15 protein-coding genes are annotated in these 19,028 nt (G+C 68.1%); 9 read left to right on the forward strand and 6 right to left on the reverse strand.

The features are described 5' to 3' along the window. The first annotated feature begins 334 nt into the window (after nucleotides 1–334). Both HTY53_RS03940 and HTY53_RS03945 read left to right on the forward strand, forming a co-directional pair. Entirely contained in the window at nucleotides 335–1,042 is a 708-nt protein-coding gene (locus HTY53_RS03940; protein WP_174105160.1) for a response regulator transcription factor, read from the forward strand. Nucleotides 1,043–1,044: 2 nt separating this feature from the next. After that, on the forward strand, nucleotides 1,045–2,520 hold the full coding sequence (locus tag HTY53_RS03945) for a sensor histidine kinase (protein ID WP_174105161.1): 1,476 nt from the start codon (nucleotides 1,045–1,047) through the stop codon (nucleotides 2,518–2,520). Here HTY53_RS03945 and purT read toward each other — a convergent pair. The 5 genes from purT to HTY53_RS03970 all read right to left on the reverse strand — a co-directional run bounded on the left by purT (nucleotide 2,442) and on the right by HTY53_RS03970 (nucleotide 8,809). Further along, a complete protein-coding gene (gene purT, locus HTY53_RS03950) occupies nucleotides 2,442–3,647 on the reverse strand; it encodes a formate-dependent phosphoribosylglycinamide formyltransferase (RefSeq protein WP_174105162.1) in 1,206 nt (401 codons plus the stop codon). The two genes, HTY53_RS03945 and purT, sit on opposite strands and share 79 nt — an antisense overlap. A 149-nt stretch (nucleotides 3,648–3,796) precedes the next feature. Then, the gene (locus tag HTY53_RS03955; protein ID WP_174105163.1) at nucleotides 3,797–5,827 is read right to left on the reverse strand and encodes a gamma-glutamyltransferase family protein; all 2,031 of its coding nucleotides are present in this window, start codon (nucleotides 5,825–5,827) and stop codon (nucleotides 3,797–3,799) included. 195 nt (nucleotides 5,828–6,022) lie between these two features. Then, on the reverse strand, nucleotides 6,023–6,814 hold the full coding sequence (locus tag HTY53_RS03960; RefSeq protein ID WP_174105164.1) for an SDR family NAD(P)-dependent oxidoreductase: 792 nt from the start codon (nucleotides 6,812–6,814) through the stop codon (nucleotides 6,023–6,025). A 175-nt stretch (nucleotides 6,815–6,989) separates the two neighbouring features. Next, nucleotides 6,990–8,018, reverse strand: a complete 1,029-nt coding sequence (locus HTY53_RS03965; RefSeq protein WP_174105165.1) for a hypothetical protein — start codon at nucleotides 8,016–8,018, stop codon at nucleotides 6,990–6,992. A gap of 65 nt (nucleotides 8,019–8,083) precedes the next feature. Then, a complete protein-coding gene (locus HTY53_RS03970; RefSeq protein WP_174105324.1) occupies nucleotides 8,084–8,809 on the reverse strand; it encodes a GntR family transcriptional regulator in 726 nt (241 codons plus the stop codon). Between the two features lie 283 nt (nucleotides 8,810–9,092). Here HTY53_RS03970 and HTY53_RS03975 point away from each other — a divergent pair, with 283 nt between their 5' ends. From HTY53_RS03975 to HTY53_RS04005, 7 genes are all read left to right on the forward strand, one after another. Next, nucleotides 9,093–9,887, forward strand: coding sequence for an alpha/beta fold hydrolase (locus HTY53_RS03975; RefSeq protein ID WP_217435492.1), 795 nt, complete (start codon nucleotides 9,093–9,095; stop codon nucleotides 9,885–9,887). Next, complete coding sequence (locus tag HTY53_RS03980) at nucleotides 9,884–11,194, forward strand: iron-containing alcohol dehydrogenase (RefSeq protein WP_174105166.1); 1,311 nt, start codon at nucleotides 9,884–9,886, stop codon at nucleotides 11,192–11,194. Before HTY53_RS03975 ends, HTY53_RS03980 begins: the two co-directional genes overlap by 4 nt. A gap of 182 nt (nucleotides 11,195–11,376) precedes the next feature. Next, nucleotides 11,377–12,756, forward strand: coding sequence for an MFS transporter (locus HTY53_RS03985; RefSeq protein ID WP_174105167.1), 1,380 nt, complete (start codon nucleotides 11,377–11,379; stop codon nucleotides 12,754–12,756). A 209-nt stretch (nucleotides 12,757–12,965) separates the two neighbouring features. Next, the gene (locus HTY53_RS03990) at nucleotides 12,966–13,772 is read left to right on the forward strand and encodes a fatty acid hydroxylase family protein (protein WP_174105168.1); all 807 of its coding nucleotides are present in this window, start codon (nucleotides 12,966–12,968) and stop codon (nucleotides 13,770–13,772) included. A 224-nt stretch (nucleotides 13,773–13,996) separates the two neighbouring features. After that, nucleotides 13,997–15,673, forward strand: coding sequence for an MFS transporter (locus tag HTY53_RS03995; RefSeq protein ID WP_174105169.1), 1,677 nt, complete (start codon nucleotides 13,997–13,999; stop codon nucleotides 15,671–15,673). Nucleotides 15,674–15,703: 30 nt separating this feature from the next. Next, a complete protein-coding gene (locus tag HTY53_RS04000) occupies nucleotides 15,704–16,894 on the forward strand; it encodes an HlyD family secretion protein (protein WP_368040900.1) in 1,191 nt (396 codons plus the stop codon). A 62-nt stretch (nucleotides 16,895–16,956) separates the two neighbouring features. Further along, the gene (locus HTY53_RS04005; RefSeq protein ID WP_254599796.1) at nucleotides 16,957–18,300 is read left to right on the forward strand and encodes an efflux transporter outer membrane subunit; all 1,344 of its coding nucleotides are present in this window, start codon (nucleotides 16,957–16,959) and stop codon (nucleotides 18,298–18,300) included. A 61-nt stretch (nucleotides 18,301–18,361) separates the two neighbouring features. Here the strand turns inward: HTY53_RS04005 and pdeM are convergent, their stop codons facing one another. Next, complete coding sequence (gene pdeM, locus HTY53_RS04010; protein WP_254599797.1) at nucleotides 18,362–19,027, reverse strand: ligase-associated DNA damage response endonuclease PdeM; 666 nt, start codon at nucleotides 19,025–19,027, stop codon at nucleotides 18,362–18,364. Nucleotide 19,028: the final 1 nt, after the last annotated feature.

A 19,028-nucleotide genomic window follows, 5' to 3' on the forward strand; every position in this document is an offset into this window, starting at 1 on the left:
GGCACCGCCCGCGCACAGCGTCGCGGCGACTCTTGCCACCGCGCGCAGTCTGCGTTGCCGCATCGTTGCCGTATGGCGCGTCGTTCCCGTGACCACGCGCGACCTGCTCTCGGCCGCGCCGCTCCCGATCTCACTGCTGCTGCTCATGCTCGCGATTTCCCCGTATGCCCGGCACGTCGTATGCGGCCGTTTCTGTGAATGACAATCATTCTCATATTAGAATGTGGCCCGCCGGGCTCATCAACGAGCTTTGGACAGCTTTTGACTTCTTTGCACTTCTTGACGTAGCGCGCCACCGCGTCACCGGAACGGTGCCTCACCCCTTCCAACACGTATGCAAGTCCGCTCGCCCGACGCGCCGCGCCGAATCCTGCTGATCGACGACGACGTCGAACTGACGCAGATGCTGCGCGAATACTTCGAGCCGGAGCGCTGGCAATTCTCGGTCGCGCATCGCGGCGCCGACGGGGAGGCGCTGCTGGCGCGCGACGACCACGATCTGGCGCTGCTCGATCTGATGCTGCCCGACGGCAATGGGCTCGAACTGCTGCGCCGCCATCGCGCGCGTTCGCAGCGCCCGGTCATCATGTTCACCGCGCATGGCGACGAGACCGATCGCGTGATCGGACTGGAGCTGGGTGCCGACGACTATCTCGCCAAGCCGTTCAGCCCGCGCGAGCTGAAGGCGCGCATCGGCGCGGTGCTGCGCCGCTTCGACACGACGCCGGACAGCGGGCCCGACACGCTGACGGTTGGTGGACTGACCTTGCACCTGCCCTCGGGCAAGGTCACGCAGCCCCATGGCGAAGCCTCGCTGACGGGCACGGAAGCGCGGCTGCTCGAAATGCTGATGCGCTCGGCGGGACAGGTGGTGGCGCGCGAACAGCTCGGCCAGTACGCGCTGGGACGCGTGCCCGACCGCTACGACCGCAGTATCGACACGCATATCAGCAGCCTGCGCCGCAAGCTCGGAGCGGATGGGTGCCGGGCCACGACCGCCATCCGCAACCAGCGCGGACGCGGCTACGTGCTGGTGACCTGACGATGGCCTCGCTGCCGCTGTTCTGGCGCAACTTCCTCGCCTTCTGGGCCGGCATGGCCGCGATCGTGGCGATCGGCATGGCGCTGACCGCGTCGGTCGCCTGGTATCGCTTCCAGGCGCTGGACGGCCTCAATCCCGCCAGCCTGACGCAGGACGCCCTGCAGATCGCACGCACGCAGGGCCGGCCGGGGCTGGAACGTTGGGTGCGCGCGATGGACTCGCGCTTCTCGGCGCTGCAGATCTACCTGGTCGACCAGCACAACGCCGACATCCTCGGCCGTCGGCTGCCGACACGGGTGCATGACTGGGTCAGTACGCTGGAGCGCCCGAGCCATGCGCCCGCCCAGAGCGCGCCGCTCGACCACGATCGCGGCACGCTGCCGCTCGACCCCGGCGCCAGCGTGTCATGGTGGGACCCGCAGGCGATCCCGCTGCCCGATGGCGAGGATCTGCTGCTGGTGTTCCTGCCGTTCGATTCCTCGCGTTGGGAGATGCTGCACCTGTCGCCGGTGATGCTGGCGCTGGGCCTGTTCGCGCTGGCGGTGAGCGCGCCGCTGTGCTGGGCGCTGACGCGCCATGTCACGGCACCGGTGCGCAGCCTGCGCGAGGCGGTCCGCGCGCTGGCTGGCGGCGATCTGCGTGCGCGCATGCCGCCCGCGATGGCGGCGCGTGCCGACGAACTCGGCCACCTTGCGCGCGACTTCGACAGCATGGCGGCGCGGCTGGAGGCGCTGGTCAGATCGCGCGAACGGATGCTGCGCAATATCGCCCATGAACTGCGCTCGCCGCTGGCGCGGCTGCGGGTCTCCAGCGAACTGGCCAGGCGCGACGATGGCCGGCTGTCGGTGCAGCTCGATCGGATCGAGCGCGAGGTCGCGCGCCTCGACGGGCTGGTCGCGCATACGCTGACGCTGGCCCGGCTCGGCGCCAAGGGGCTGCCGTTACAGCCGCTGGAACTGGTCGGCGTGGTGGACGCCGTGGTCGAGGACGCCCGCTTCGAAGCCGCGGCGCGCGGCGTCTCCGTCGAATGGACCGCGCCGCCGCCCGCCATGGTGATGGGAGACCGCGTGCGCCTGTCCAGCGCGATCGACAACGTGCTGCGCAACGCGATCCGGCATACCGATTCGGGCGCGCCGATCCGCGTGACGCTGCGCAGCGCTGGCGATCGGCTCGAACTCGATATCGTCGATGGCGGTCCGGGCGTGCCGCCCGACGCGCTGCCGCATCTGTTCGAGCCCTTCTATCGGGTCCGCGACGGCGCGCGGCCGGACGGCGAAGGCTCGGGGCTTGGCCTGAGCATCGCGATGGCCAGCATCGCGGCGCACGGCGGTGGCATCGCGGCGCGCAATGCCTTGCCGCGCGGACTGTGGGTCGGCATGTGGCTGCCGCGGGCGGTGGATCAGTCCGGCAGCCGCGGCACGACCTTGCCCGCCGCTTCGCGCGCGTTGGCCCGCGCGGCCTCGACGTCGGCGTCGTAGGCCAGCGCCACGCCCATGCGGCGCCTGGCAAAGCTCTCCGGCTTGCCGAACAGCCGCAGATCGGTGCGCGGCACGCGCAGCGCCTCGTCGACGCCGTCGAACACCACGCCCTCGCCTTCCACGCCGCCATAGATCACCGCGCTGGCACCCGGGCTCTTCAGCGTGGTATCGACCGGCAGGCCGAGAATCGCGCGGGCATGCAGTTCGAACTCGCTCTGCCACTGCGTGATCATCGTCACCATGCCGGTATCGTGCGGGCGCGGGCTGACCTCGCTGAACCAGACCTGCTCGCCCTTGACGAACAGCTCGACACCGAACAGGCCCTGCCCGCCGAGATCGCCGGTCACCGCGCGGGCGATCTCGCGCGCCTTCTGCAGCGCGAGCGGGTGCATCGGATGGGGCTGCCAGCTCTCGACGTAATCGCCGGCCTGCTGCAGATGGCCGATCGGCTCGCAGAAATGCGTCTCGATGCTGCCGTCGGCGCCGCGCGCGCGCACGGTCAGCAGCGTGATCTCGTAATCGAAGTCGATGAAGCCTTCCACGATCACGCGGCCGTGGCTGACGCGCCCGCCGGCCATCGCGTATTCCCACGCGCGCTCGACATCCTGCGGGCCGTCGAGCTTGCTCTGGCCCTTGCCCGAACTGCTCATCACCGGCTTGACCACGCACGGATAGCCGATGCCGCCGTCGATGGCCGCGCGCAATTCGTCCAACGAATCGCAGAAGCGGTACGGGCTGGTCGGCAGGCCAAGGGTCTCGGCTGCCAGCCGGCGAATGCCTTCGCGGTCCATCGTCAGGCGCGCAGCGCGGGCGGTCGGAATCACGCGCACCGTGCCCGCCGCTTCCAGTGCTTCGAGCATCGGCGTGGCGATCGCCTCGATCTCGGGCACCACCAGATCGGGCCGCTCCGCCTCGATCAGCGCCTTCAATTGCTCCGGGTCGCTCATCGCGATGGTGCGTGCATGGTGCGCGACCTGCTGACCGGGGGCATGGTCGTAGCGATCGACCGCAATGGTTTCGACGCCGAGTCGCTGCAGGGCGATCAGCACTTCCTTGCCGAGCTCCCCGGAGCCGAGCAGCATCACTTTGGTGGCATGGGGGGAAAGGGGCGTTCCTAGCGTGGTCATGGGAGCGGGGGTCAGAGTGTGCGGAAGCGAAAAGCGGCCATTGTACCGGCGAGCATGCGGGCACCCTCGCACAGAGGCCAGCAAAAACGGGCCGGGCCTGCTTGCACAGGACCCGGCCCGCCCCTGCGTGCTGCGCTAACGCGCCGACGTCACGGCCGGAACGTATCGCCCAGCACCACGCCCTCGCGCCGCGGATCGGCACCGCCGACCAGCGCCGGCGCACCGCCGATCGTCTCTCGCACGATCGCAGACAGGCCGCTCGACTGGTTGCCCACGCTGACGGTGTGACCCAGATTGCGCAGGCCCTTGACCAGCGGATCGTTGTCGCCCGGCAGTCCGCCCTGCGGCGTGCTGGTGTCGACGTTCGGATGCTCGCCGCCGACGATCATCGTGGCGTTGTTCGAGCCGAAGTCGATCATTGACACCGCCTGCTGCGCATCCATCTTCCAGTCGAGCACGCCGACCAGGGTCTTGGCGACGTACTGGATGATGGTGGCACCGCCAGGCGAACCGGTGGTCATCTTGAAGTCGCCGCGGCTGCCATCGCCCTTGCGCTCGAATACCAGCGTCGGCGACATCGAGCTGCGCGGCCGCTTCAGCGGCTGCACACGGTTGGCAATCTGCGCACCGTTCGCGTCGACCGGCTCCGCGCTGAAGTCGGTCAGCTCGTTGTTCAGCAGGAAGCCACCGGTCATGTGGTACGAGCCCAGCCCCGATTCGATGGTCGTCGTCATCGCCACCACGTTGCCGTACTTGTCGACCAGCGACAGATGGGTGGTGCCGCGCTCCGCGATGATCGGCGCTCCCATCGGTGCCCCACCGAAATTGCCGGCCGGCACGGGCCGCGGCATCGCCGCGGTCAGGCTGATCATGCCGGCGCGCTGGGCCAGATAGCCCTTGTTGAGCATCGTGTCCGGGCTGCCGCCGGGCAGCGGCACGAAGTCGGTGTCGGCCACGTACTGGTTCCGATCGGCATAGGCCAGGTTGCCCGCCTCGCCGACCAGATGCACGCCGGTGACGCTGGGCTTGCCGCCGTTCTGGTCCATGCTGGTCGGCGCATGGCTGGCCATGTCGAAGTTCTCCAGGATGCCGAGAATCTGACCGACCGCGATGCCGCCCGAGGACGGCGGCGGCATGCCGCAGATCTCGTATTGCCGGTAGGTGGTGCAGACCGGCTCGCGCTTCTTTGCCTGGTAGTTGGCGAGATCGTCGAGCGTGGTCACGCCCGGCGTGGTGTTGCCATCGTAGGTGGTGCGGATCTTGTCGACGATTGCCCGCGCGATCGGGCCGTCCTTGTAGAAGGCATCGGCGCCGCCCTCCGCCACCGCCGTGAAGGTCTGCGCCAGCGCCGGATTCTTCAGGATCGTATTGACCGCGCGCGGGGTGCCATCGGGATTCAGGAAGTAGGCGGCCATCTCCGGATCGCGCTTGATGTTCTGCACGGTGGTGGCCCCGGAGATCGATGCGGCCATGCGCGGCGGAATGGCGAAGCCGTCGGTGGCCAGCTTGATCGCCGGCGAGAACAGCTCCTTCCACGTCTTCTTGCCGTAGTCGCGATGCGCGAGCTCGAGCACCCGCAGCGTGCCCGGCGTGCCGATCGAGCGGCCGCTGCGTACCGCGTTGGGCAGCGGCGGAGTCTGGTCGGTCGGCGACTTCCAGCGCAGGTAGTTCTCATCGGCGCCGGCGGGCGCGGTCTCGCGGCCGTCGTAGGCGATGACCTTCTTCGTCTGCGCGTCGTAATGCATGATGAAGGCGCCGCCGCCGATGCCCGACGACTGCGGCTCGACGAGGTTCAGCACCATTTGCGCGGCCACTGCGGCATCGACCGCGGTACCGCCGTCCTTCAGGATGTCGCAGGCGACCTTGGTCGAGACCGGATTGTTGGTCACCGCCATATAGGTCTTTGCATAGACCGTCCGCTTCGGCGCGTAGCCGGTCGCCACCTCGGGCGCGCCCGGTTCGCCGGGCAGCACGATCACCTCGCCGCCGGTCGTGCCGTTGAGCTCGCAGCCCGCCACCGGCTGCGGGGGCGGCGGCTTGTGGCCATGGTCGTCGTCGTGATCGTGGCCGCCGCAAGCAGCGAGCAACAGCGCGGTGGCGGCCATCGCCAGCCAGCCGCCCGGGCGTCTGCATGGTGAAGAGGAGGGAATGGCGGGACCGAAGGTCGTGCGCTGTCGCATGGCTGTCTCCTTGTTGTCGGGCACCAGGTGGCGAGGCTGAGCGGCGCCCGGGATGCGAACGCGTCCGCCGGCGCGCATCAGGCGCCGGAACGGCGGCGGTGGGGAACGACACTACGACGCTAGTACGCGCAGGGCCGCTATGCAATGGTCCTTAATGAGGATTTTTCGCGCGGGGACTCGGCTTCGAGCGCAGGCTCAGCGCTCCATGCCGCCGCCGGGCTCGGCCATGCGGCGGTGCTGCTCGGCCAGCAGATCGGCCGGTGTCACGTTCGAGATCGCTGCGCGCAGCTTGTTCTGCCAGCCGGTGACGACGTCGCCTTCGCCGCGCAGCATCGCCTCGAAGCCCTCACGTGCCACCTCGGCCGGGTCGTCCTTCTTCTGCTGGCCCAGGCGCGTGTCGAGCATGTCGGCGCGCTCGAAGAAGTCGGTCTCGGTTGCGCCCGGCATCAGGCAGGTCACCGTGACACCGCAATCGCGCAATTCGTGCCGCAGCGCAAACGAGAAGGAATCGAGGAAGGCCTTGGTCGCGTTGTAGACGGCCTGATAGGTGCCCGGCATGAAGCCGGCGATCGACCCGGTGATCAGGATCCGACCGGTGCGGCGGTCCCGCATGTCGCGGCCGATGCGGTGCAGCAGGTCCAGCGTGCCGGTGACATTGGTCTCGACCACGCGCTGGATGTCGCGGAAGTCCTGATCGAGAAAGGCGCGGCCCAGGCCGCGGCCGGCGTTCGCGCACAGCACATCGACCGGGCGGCTTCGCGTGGCCTGATACAGCGCCTCGACCCCGGCCGGATCGGCCAGATCCACGCATAGCGCATCGACCGCCATGCCGGTATCGCGCAGGGCCACCGCTGCGGTATCGATGGCAGGCTCGTCGGCCGCGATCAGCAGATCGTAACCTTGCATCGCACAACAGCGCGCGAGTTCGAAGCCGATGCCGGACGAGGCGCCGGTGACGACGGCAAAGGGGCGGGCGGGTGAGTTCACGGCGGTCTCCTGATGGCGAGTCGGCGCACACCGCCGGCGCTGCGCGGCGCGCGCGACGGCATGCCAACCGAGCCATCAAGCAAACTTCGTTCCGCCGTTTGCGCTGCCTTGGCACGCCGGCCGCTTCGTTGGTCCGGTGTCCGGATTTACAAGGACGGCAGGCCGTGCAGGCATGTCAGCGGAAGTCGCTGAAGCGGATGTCGGGTGCGCTGGTGTTGTGCCGCGAAGGTACGGTGCGTCCAAAGCGGACATCGCTGGCCTGCCAGGTCGATACCTCGGCCACCGTGGCGTCCTGCCGCTGGCCCGCCGTATCCTGCCAGCTGACCCGGCTCATGTCGGCGTTGTCCTCGGTCACATACATCGAGCGCAGCATCGCGAACGGCGCCTGCGCGCGATACGGCGGGCTGAACGCGACATCGAGCGCGGTGCGCGTGCGGCTGATCTCGCGGATCGCCACCTGCGCCTCGCCCCCCGCGGTGAAGCGCAGGCCGATCGTGCGCTTGCGCGGGTCGATGTCGATGTGGGCGATATCGACGATCGGGCGCAGGTCCTTCTGCACCGGTCCCATCAGGAACGAGGAGCCGTAGGCGTTGTCGGGCAGATGGGCCGCCGGCAGCGGCTTGGCGCGCCAGTAGCCGTCCGACGGATAGAGCACCAGCACCTCGGTCTCGACGACCTTGCCCTTGGCACCCTTGCGCTTGTCGAAGAACTGGATCAGATGAAAGCCGCCGTCCTTGCGTCCGTCCACGGTGACCGGCACGCGCTGCGGCCGCCAGAAGCTGTCGAACGTGATGCCGACGATGGCCAGGTCCTTGTCGTCATAAAGACGGACCTTGCGCGGCTTGAAGGCGTGGCGCGGATCGGTCGGATGCGGCGTATCGCCGAAATTGCAGCCTGAGAAATCCGGCGCCGAGCTGTCCTTGCGGATCTTGCCGATGTAGTCGGGATGCAGCGCCTCGACGCGGAAGCGCTGGATCGACGGCGCCGACAGCGCGAACGACACGTTGTCCTCTTCGGCGCAGGTGGTCGGCGTGGTCAGATTGCGGACCTCGACCGCGGCCGGAGCGGGATCGGTCGACACCGACGGCGGGGATTGCGCAGGGGATGGCCCAGGGGATTGCGCGGAGGCTGTGGCGGCCAGCAGGCTGAACAGCAGGGCTGGGATCAGTCGAAGCGGGCGAATCTGATTCTGTCGGCTTGGCATGCGTCGGTGGGTTCCTCTTTGCGGGCGCGCATGGTGCCGGCGAAACGCCCTGGCCCGGGAAGCCCCTAGCGGCGGTCGCCCAGCACGGTCGCGCGGGTGAAGTCCTCGATATTGTCCAGCAGCGCGTCGAGCGCCGCGCCCGCGCCATCGACATCGCCCTCGGCGATGGCAGCGGCGACACGGGCGTGCAGGCGCGCCATCTCGGGAAGATCGGCGGCCTGCTTGTAGTGAAAATACCAGAAGCGGCGCGACAGCCCGTGCATCAACCGCATCGCGCCCTCGGCAAACTCGTTGCGCGCGGCCTGCAGGCACAGCTCGTTGAAGCCCGCATCGGCGCGCACGAACGCGACTTCGTCGCCCTTCTTCGATGACCGCTCGAACTCGGCGGCAAGCCGCCGAAAAGCCTGGCGCTCTTCGACGGTGGCGCGCCGAGCGGCGCTGCGGCAGATCAGCCGCTCGACCTCGCGGCGCGTCTCCAGCAGCCGCAACTGCTTGGCCACGTCGATCGGCGGAATCAGCAGGCCGCGCTGCGGCAACACCACGATCAAATGCTCGCGCGCCAGCCGCTGAATCGCCTCGCGGATCGGCGTGCGGCCGATGCCGGTCATCTCGCTCAACTGGAATTCGGAGACCGACGAACCGGGCGCGAGCTGCAAGGTGACGATCGCTTCCTCGATCCACCGATAGGCCTGGTCGGTCAGCCGCCCCCGCGGCCCCGCCCCGTTCTCGCTACCTTCTTCCTCGACATGGGTCGCTGCCGCCCGCCTGACTGTCGCCGCTTTCTTGACCATTGACGTCGTTTGCATGTTTGAGGAATGCAAATTGTATATGAGTCATTTTTTGGTGGGATGGCTGCACTGGTCTCCAAGCCAGTTTTCACTGGAACGGCCGTTTTCAGCAAACGTTGAACATGGCCATTCCAGTGAAAATCTGGCCGCCTTCGCCGTCGACGGTGGGTGTACGGAGTGCCGCGTGCCTCGGACCCCCATTCCTGCCCGCGACATCCTGCTTGCCTTTTCCCCTCGCCGTCCACTACTATGATCCATCTAATATATTAGCTGTACAGGAGGCACCATGGCAGCAGACTTCGTGGACGTGGTCGAACTCGGCAACGGGCCCTTGTGCGTCGTAGCGCTGCACGGCATCCAGGGCACGCGGGTGGCGTGGTTGCCGGTGGTGCAGCGGTTGGGCGCGCTCTGTACCTTCGTGCTGCCGAATCTGCAGGGACGCGGGGCGGCGCCACGGCCCGACACCGTCGATGGATACACGCTGGAGCGCTATGCGGCTGCGGTAAGGGAGGTCGTGGATCGGCATGTCGATGCGCGCCCCTTCGTCTTGGCCGGATGGAGCATGGGCGTTTCGGTCGCGCTCGAATATGCGGACCGTTACCGCGGCGAACACGGCGATGCACGCGCCCCGCTCGCGCTGCTGTTGCTGTCGGGCTCCCCTGCGTTGTGCGAGACGCGGTGGTTTCGCGCCGGTGACGGCGTGGCGCTGTTGGACGAGATTGCCGCGCGCGAGCGCCGGCTGGGACTGAGCGAGGCAGCCGACCACGCCGCCGTCGCGCGGACGTGGCAGGCGATCCGGGGAAGCGATCAACGTTCGCGCTTGCCCACGCTGCCGATGCCGGCGCTTGTCATGCATGGCCGCGACGACGGCGATTGCCCGTGGCCACACGCCCAGGCGCTGGCCGATGGATTGCCGGGTGGCCGGCTGGCCACCATCGAACGGGCGGGCCACGGTCTGTTGACCGGCCATGCGGATGCCGTCGCCGAACTCGCGCTGCCGTGGCTGCAGGAGCTCGCCGGTTCGATGAGCCCTGCCGGCGCAACCGCCCCTCCCTCTTCCATCCCCCTGGAGTTGCCATGAGAATCGAAGACCTGATCTATTTCTGCGCGCCGGCGCGTCTGATCGTCGGCCCCGGTACGCGGGCGCAATTGCCGGCGCTGCTGCAGCGGCTCGGACATCGTCACGGCGTGCTGGTCACCGATCGCTTCTTCACCGAACACACGCCGTGGGTCGCCGAATATGTGGACGCCGCGCGCGCGGCGGGCATCGAGACGGTGGTCTACGATGGCGGCTTGCCGGACCCGAGCACGACGCTGTGCGACGAGGCCACGCTCGCGCTGCGCAAGCGACTGTGCGGCCGTATTCCGGACCACGTGCTTGCGCTCGGCGGCGGCAGCAATATCGACCTCGCCAAGGCACTGAGCCTGACGCTGCCGGAAGGGCGGCCGGTGCGGGACTTCGCCGGTACGTTGCCCGCCGGCACGCGGCCGATTCCGCTGGTGGCGCTGCCCACCACCTCCGGCACGGGCTCGGAAGCGACCCCGGGCGCAATCCTCGTCGATCCCGACAACGCGACCAAGATCGCGGTGATGGACAACGCGCTGCGTCCGCAGATCGCGCTGGTCGATCCCGAGTTCACCTACACCTGCCCGCCGCGCGTGACCGCGGATGCGGGCATCGATGCGCTGACACATGCGATCGAGTCGTACCTGACCGTCGACAGCGCGGCTTATCCTCGGCAGGGCAATGCCGATCCCGGCTATAGCGGCCGCTCGGCGCTGACCATGCTGTTCGCCCGCGAGGCCATCGCACTATGCAGCCGCTTTCTGCTGCGGGCCTACCGCGACAGCGGCAAGGGGGGCGATGGTGACAGCGGTGACGATGGCGGCCGCGATATCGAGGCACGTATCGGCATGTCCTATGCGAGCCTCTACGCCGCGCTGTCCTACGGCAGCGCCGGCCTGAATGCGGTGCATGGCATCGCCTATGCGGTCGCGGGCCTGACCCACCGCTCGCATGGCAGCACCAATGCCGTGATGCTGCCCTACGTCCTGGACGCGCTGCGCGAAACGCGCGGTGCCGATCTGCTGGCGCTCGCGCCGCTGTTCGGCCTCGACCAGGGCAGCGAGGCAGAACGGATCGCCGGCGTGCCGGCGGCGGTGCGCAATCTGATCGACGCGCTCGATATTCCCTCGAACCTCCAGGCCTTCGGCGTACCGCGCGATGCGCTGCCCGCCCTGACGCGCGACGCCCTGGGGGTCACGCGGCTGGCGCAGGCGTTCCCTGTCGCGGATGTGCCGGGCACCTACGCACGTGCCATCGAGAACGCGTGGCGCGGCGAACTGGCCATCAACTGCGGCGTCGCGGCGGCCCGTCAGGCGGCTTAGGGCAAATCCGGAGCTTCGCCCGGCAAGCCGCGCCGGATAACGCTTTCCGGGCGGGCACACGGGCCCACGAAGGGGAGCGCACCATGCCAACGGCAGCGCGCCGCTTGAATACCTGTTACATCCATCTAATATATTACACAGACCGCCAACAGGCGGCCCCACGACAAAGACAGGAGACAACCATGGACATGTCGGCAGGCAGTGTGGCGCTGACCCCCGGAGTCGCGGCGCGGCTCGAGCGCCTTCCCATGACCCGCTATCAGCGCACCTTGTTCGGCATCATCGCCACCGCCTGGTTCTTCGATTCGATGGACCTCGGCATGATGACCTTCGTGCTCGGCTCGATCAAAGCCGAATTCGGCCTGAACGCGGCACAGACCGGCCTGCTGGCCAGCTCGAGCTTTCTTGGCATGTTCGCCGGCGCGGCGGTCGCCGGCATGCTGGCCGACCGCTTCGGCCGCAAGCCGGTGTTCCAGGTCAGCATGATCTTCTGGGGCGTAGGCAGCCTGATGTGCGGGCTGGCGGACAGCGTCACCGCACTGATGCTGTACCGCGTGCTGCTCGGCTTCGGCATGGGCATGGAGTTTCCGATCGGACTGTCGATGGTGTCGGAGATCGTGCCGGCCAAGAGCCGCGGCAAGTATGTGGCGATCCTCGAGGGCTTCTGGCCGATCGGCTTCATTGCCGCGGGATTGCTGGCCTATCTGACGCTGCCGGTGATCGGCTGGCGCGGCATCTTTATCGCGATGGCGCTGCCGGCGGCATTCGTCTTTGTGGTGCGCCGGATGGTCCCGGAATCCCCGCGCTGGCTCGAAGGCGCGGGGCGGCAACGGGAGGCCGAGGCCGTGATGACCGGCATCGAAGCACGAGTGGAGCGCGCCAGCGGCAAGCCGCTTCCCGCCGTGCAGGCAGGCTTCGCGCCCGCCACGGTGCACGAACGCAAGGCGATGTTCGGCGAGCTGTGGAAAGGCCCGTACGCAAAGCGCACCGTGATGCTGTGGGGCGTGTGGTTCTTCGCGCTGCTTGGCTACTACGGCCTGACCACCTGGCTTGGCGCGCTGCTGCAGCAGGCCGGCTACGCGGTGACCAAGTCGGTGCTGTACACGGTCTATATCTCGCTGGCGGGCATTCCCGGCTTCATCTTCTCGGCGTGGCTGCTGGAGAAGTGGGGGCGCAAGCCGACCTGCGCGCTGATGCTGCTCGGCAGCGCAGCGTCCGCGTATCTGTACGGCCAGGCCGCCGTGCTCAAGCTGCCGGTCGAGCAGCTGATCGCCGCGGGCCTGTGCATGCAGTTCTTCCTGTTCGGCATGTGGTCCGTGCTGTATGCCTACACGCCCGAGCTGTATCCGACGCGCTCGCGCGCGACCGGATCGGGCTTCGCTTCGTCGATCGGCCGCATCGGCTCGCTGGTGGGTCCATATCTGGTCGGCGTGCTGCTGCCCATCACGGGCCAGGGCGGCATCTTCACGCTGGGTGCGCTGTCGTTCGCGATTGCCGCGGTCACGGTGCTGTGGCTGGGCGTGGAGACGAAGGGGCGTTCCCTGGAGGAAGTGTCGCACTGACGCCTGTCGCGTCGTTCCCGCGCAAGCGGCAAGGCAACGTCATCGAAAGCCACCGCGTCCCCAATTCAAGGGGACCACACGATTCCGGCCCTTCGTTTGCAAGGGCCGTTTTTTCTTGGTGCCGCAGCAGCAGGAAATCGGTTGACACGCTCGCATATACGACTAATATATTAGTACGATGTCAGTAACGCAGACAGGAGACAACCACCATGATGAGCGAACGCCAACGCAAATTCCGCGAGCAGTACAAGGCCGATATCAGCCCCCTATACAATGGCCTGCTGCATATCGGCGTGATCTTCGCCGCCGGCATTGCGGCGCTCTACTACTGCGCGGCCCGTCTGGAGAACGCGACCTGGGAGTGGCTGCTGGTGCTGCCGGTCTTTCTCGCCGGCAATCTGGTCGAGTGGTTCATGCACAAGTACGTGATGCATCGGCGCATCGACGTGTTCGCGCTGCGCGCCATCTACGAGCGGCACACCCGTCAGCATCACCAGTACTTCACCGATATCGAGCCCACCATCGACACCACGCGCGAATTCCGCATCGTGTTCTTCCCCTGGCGCGTGCTGATCACGCTGGGCGTCGGCGGCGGTGTGCTCGGCTATCTGGCCTATCTGCTGATCAATGCCAATGCGGCGTACATCGTCTTCATGACGATGGTCGGCCACTACCTGGTGTACGAGGTGTTCCACTACTGCTGCCATGTCCATGACAACTGGTTCGTGCGGAACATGCCGTTCATCAACACGATCCGCCGGCACCATACCGCGCACCACAATCAGGGAATCATGATGCACTACAACATGAACCTGACCTTCCCGATCGCAGACTGGCTGATGGGCACCAGCGATCTGCGCCGCGGCCTGCTGGGGCACCTATTCAACGGCTACAACGAGGACCACATCAAGGAGGAACTGAAGCCGATCATCCGCAAGTTCCGCCACGACGATTCCCGGGTGACGCTCGACGGCCCGCAGTTGACCGAAGACGAACGGCGTGCGATGGCGGCCTGACACTGAACGCCTGAACCGCTGGCACCACCAATGCGGATCGCCGCCCGGCGCGGCCATCCGCATTCACGTCATCCGGCTTGCTTCTTCTGGCCCTTCCCCTCCTTCCCCTCCTTCCTCTGCCCTCACTGCGCCCACGACAACCTCGCGCGGCTTGACACTTCGGCCTGACAGCGGCAATCATCGAACCCGCTGGACCTTCGCTGAACCCGCTTCCCGTCAAGCCCATGGGTGCTGCCACGGCCGAATATCAGTTCAAGCCGCATGAGCGGCCCACCATTCCGGGCTCCCCGGCGACACCGGATCATCCGACGCCAAGGCGCGTCGGCTATTTCTGCGTCGGTGCGCTGATCGGACTGACCGCCGGCTTCGGCAACGCGCTGGTGCTCGCGAACCTGAATCACATCCAGGGCGTGTTCGGTCTCTACAGCGATCAGGCGGCGTGGTTGTCGACGGTCTATGTGATGACCAACGTCTGCATGAGCATGCTGCTGATCAAGTTCCGGCAGCAATACGGCCTGCAGCATTTCGCGCGGCTGTTCCTGCTCGGCTATGTCGCCGTCGCGCTCGCCCATATCTTCGTCCATACCTTCGAAACCGCGCTGCTGGTGCGCGCGGCCAACGGCATTGCGGCCAGCGGCCTCAGCACGCTGGCGCTGTACTACATGATTCAGGCGCTGCCGGCCGCGCACCGATTGAAGGCGATCGTGCTCGGCATCGGCGTACCGCAGCTGGCCACCCCGCTGGCGCGCACCTTCACCTCCGGCATGCTGGAGGCCGGCAACTGGAAGACGCTCTATCTGTTCGAACTGAGTCTGGCACTGCTGTCGCTGGTGGCGGTGGCGCTGTTGCGGCTGCCGCCGAGCGAGCGCATCCGGGCGTTCGAGAGGCTCGACTTCCTGACCTTCGCGCTGTTCGCGCCCGGCATGGCACTGCTGTGCGCGGTGCTCGCGCAGGGACGAATCCTGTGGTGGACCGAGGCTGCGTGGCTCGGCTATGCGCTATGCGGTGCGGTGGTGCTGATTACCGCCGCGCTGTGGATCGAGCACAACCGCGCCAATCCGCTGCTCAATACCCGCTGGCTCGGCAGCCGGGCGATGCTGCGCTTTGCGCTGGTCGCGATCGCGGTGCGCGTGCTGTTGTCCGAGCAGCCCTATGGCGCGGTCGGCCTGCTGACGGTGCTCGGCATGGGCAACGACCAGTTGGTGCCGCTGTATGGGATCGTGACGCTGGCCACGGTGGCCGGCCTGGCGGTCAGCGCGCTGACAGTCAATCCGATGAACCTGGAGCGCCCGATCCGGATCTCGCTGCTGCTGATCGCGATCGGCGCCTTCATGGACGCGCACTCGAACAACCTGACGCGGCCGGCCAATATGGTCTGGAGCCAGGCGCTGATCGCCTTCGCCGCGGTGTACTTCATGGGGCCGACCCTGCTGATCGGCATGCTGCAAGCCTTGTCGAAGGGCATGAGCCATATCGTCAGCTTCTCGGCGCTGTTCGGCATCACGCAGTCGCTCGGCGGCCTGGCCGGTTCCGCGCTGCTGGGAACGTTTCAGGTCTACCGCGAGAAATTCCATTCGCACTCGCTGGTGCAGTCGATCAGCCTGACCGATCCGCTGGACGCGGCGCGCATCCAGGCGCTGGGCGGCGCCTATGGGCGCGTGCTGGCCGATCCCGCGCTGCGGCAGGCCGAAGGCCCGGCGCTGCTGGCGCAGCAGGTCACGCGCGAAGCCAATGTGCTCGCGTTCAACGATGTCTTCCTGCTGATCGGAATCATCGCCTCGGCGACCTTCGTCTGCCTGCTGGCGTTCTATCTGCGCGATCGCATCCGCGGCCACAACCCAATGGCGGAGCCGCTGGCGGCGATGGCGAGGGCCAGACAGCAGCAGCAGCAGCAGCAATAGAACCGACAAGAACAACATCTGGAGCCACCGGTGACCGACCAACCGCCGCGCCGCGAAACCGGCCCCGCCCCTCCCGCGCAGAAGACCGGGCAGACCGACTCTCCCGAACGTCTGCAGGACCCCGTCGAGGTACCGCAGCAGGCGTCCTCTCCACCGACCGGCTGGTCGCCCCCCAAGGGCACGCGGCGCGCCACGATCGTCGTCGTGGCGATCGCGCTGGCGAGCATCCTGATCATCCTGTACGCGTGGGGACTGCCGCCCTTCACGCGCGTGATCCAGGGCACCGACAACGCCTATGTGCGCGGCCAGACCACGGTCATCAGCCCGCAGGTCAGCGGCTATGTGGTCGACGTGCCGGTCCGCGATTTCCAGCAGGTCAAGGCCGGATCGGTACTGCTCAGGATCGACGACCGCATCTATCGCCAGCGCGTCGAGCAGGCGCGGGCCAATCTCGATACGCAGATCGCCAACCTGAACAACACCGATCAGACCCGCCGCTCGCGCGAAGCCACGGTGCTGGCGCAGCAGGCCAATCTCGCCAACGCGCAGGCGCAATTGCTGCGGGCGCAGGCCGACATGCGCCGCGTCGACGAACTGGTGGCCGATGGTTCGGTATCGCTGCGCGAGCGCGATCAGACGCGCGCCGCGCTGCGGCAGGCCGAGGCCGCGGTGCGCCAGGCCCGCGCGGCAGCGGAAATCGCGCGGCAGGACGTCCGGTCGGTCGCGGTCAGCCGCGAGGGCCTGGAAGCCGCCGTCGAAGCGGCGCGCGCAGCCTTGAAGCTGGCCGAGATCGATCTGGCCAATACCGTGGTGCGTGCCCCGCAGGACGGCCAGCTGAGCCAGATCGGCGCTCGCCTCGGCCAGTACGTGACGGCCGGCACGCAGGCGATGTTCCTGGTGCCGCCGACGCTGTGGGTCATCGCCAATTACAAGGAAGCGCAGACTTCCCATATGGCGCCGGGCCAGCCGGCGAGCTTTCGCGTCGACGGGCTCGACGATGCGCGGCTGACCGGTCGTGTCGAACAACTGGCGCCAGCCGCCGGCTCGGAATTCGCGGTGATTCAGCCCGACAACGCGACCGGCAACTTCGTCAAGGTCGCGCAACGGATCTCGGTGCGCATCGCGATCGATCCGGATCAGCCGCTCGCAGCACGGCTGCGGCCGGGCATGTCGGTGCGGGCCGAGGTCGATACGAGCGGCGGGGGGTCCCGCGCGAGATGAAGGCGCACCATCGACCTTCGCGTGTTCGCGCGGCACTCCGGATGGCACTGTGCGGGGCGGGCATGCCTCTGCTGTTCGGCTGCATGGGCCCACGGCCCGATCCGCCGGCCGCCGCTGCGCTGACGCCCCCGACGGCATGGCGCGTCGAACCAGGCCCCAGCGCCCCGCTCGAGCGGGACTGGTGGCGCCGCTATGGCGATCCCGTGCTGGCGCAACTCGTCGAGCGCGCCCTGTCCAACAATGCCGATCTCGGCATTGCCGCGGCGCGGGTCACCGAAGCGCGCGCGCAGCAGCGCCTGGCGCAAGCGCAATTGCTGCCGACGCTCGACGCGACCGCAAACGGCGGACGCTCGCGCAGTCTGAATGCGCTCGGGCGCGAATCGATCTCCAATTCCTTCGAGCCGCAGTTCCAGGCCGCCTACGAGGTCGATCTCTTTGGCCGACTCGCCGACCTGTCGCAGGCGGCCCGCGCCAGCGCACAGGCCAGCGAAGCGGCGCATGATGTCGCGGTGCTGTCGATCGCGGCGACGACCGCACGCGCCTATCTGACGCTGCGCGCGCTCGACGCTCGGCTGGCCGTGGTGCGTCAGACGCTGGCCGCGCGCGAGGACGCGTTGCGGCTCGCACGTCGCCGCGCGGAGGCCGGTTATACCTCGCAGCTGGAGTTCGAGCAGGCCCGTGCGGAGTACGAGTCCACCGCGCAGGCCGTGCCCCAGGCCGAGCTGGCGGTCGCACGGCAGGAAAACGCCTTGCTGCTGCTGCTCGGCGAATCGCCAACCGGCGAGCTGGCGCGCGGCGCGGCGCTGTCCGCGCTGCGTCCGCCGCCCGTGCCCGACGGCTTGCCAGCCGATCTGCTGCGCCGGCGCCCCGATATCGCGCAGGCCGAGTTCCAGCTCGCCGCGAGCGACGCCAATCTGAGCGCCGCGCGCAAGGCCTTTCTGCCGCAGCTGCATCTGTCGGGCTCCGCCGGCCTGCTGTATGCCAGCGGCGTCGCCAGTCCCGTTCGGCTATGGTCGCTTGGCGGCAGCATCCTCGCGCCGCTGTTCGAAGGCGGCCGCATCGAGGCCGGTGCGCAGATCGCGACCGCGCAGCGCGATCAGGCCGCGTTCGCCTATCGCAGCACCGCGCTGACCGCCTTCCGCGAGGTCAACGACAACCTCGCGGCGCTGCGTCAGCTGGAAGCGCAGGTCGCACATCTGGGCCAGCAACGCGACGCGCTGGCCGCCACGCTGCGCCATGCGACCAACCGCTATCGGGCCGGCTATTCGCCGTATCTGGAGCAACTCGACGCGCAGCGCGGTCTGCTCAACGCGGAGCTGAATCTGATCCAGGCGCATGCGGACTGGCTTGATGCCAGCGTGGCCTTGTACCAGGCGATGGGCGGCGGCTGGATCCGCGCCGATTGAGCGGTCCGGCCCGTCACTGCGTCACTGCGTCGCCGCGGCCCCCCATGACCTCACCATCGAGTCAACGCCTCGGCACCGCCCACACCCGCCCGTCGCCGATCACATAGACACGACGGCCCGATGCGCGCCCCACGCGGGCATGGCCCGTGAAGGCGCCAAAGGCCGGCAGGATGCCGGCCTTTGCGTCGAAGACGAAGCACGGCAAACGGACGGCATCCGAGCCGGCGCGCAAGGTATACGCGGGATGCAGGTGCCCGGCCAGTTCGTAGCCGTCGTCCGCTGCGCCGGGCAGATGGCACAGCGCGAACGGGCCGCGCCGCCAGGGCTCGGACACGACGGCGATGTCGAGCGAACGCGGTGGGTCGCCGGCGCGCGCATCGTGATTGCCGCGCACCAGCGTGCAGCGCAGACCGGACGGCAGGCCGGCGCGCCAATCGGCCAGCGCGGCCAGCACGGCGGGCGTGCGGCTCGCGCGGGCATGCAGGAAGTCGCCGAGAAAGACCAGCTCGCGGGCCGGATAACGTGCTGCCAGTTGCGACAGCCGGGCGAGGTTGTCCCGCGTGGTGCCGGCCGGCACCGGCTGCCCCAGCGCGCGATAGGCCGCCGCCTTGCCGAAATGCACGTCGGCCACCAGCAGCATCGACGCCGCCGGCCACCAGACCGCGCGCTCGGGCAACAGCCACAGCAACTCGCCCGCGACCTCCGCCTGCCGCGCGGATGATGACATC

Origin of the sequence: Cupriavidus gilardii (assembly GCF_013314895.1) — a bacterium.
Lineage (GTDB): Bacteria > Pseudomonadota > Gammaproteobacteria > Burkholderiales > Burkholderiaceae > Cupriavidus > Cupriavidus gilardii_C.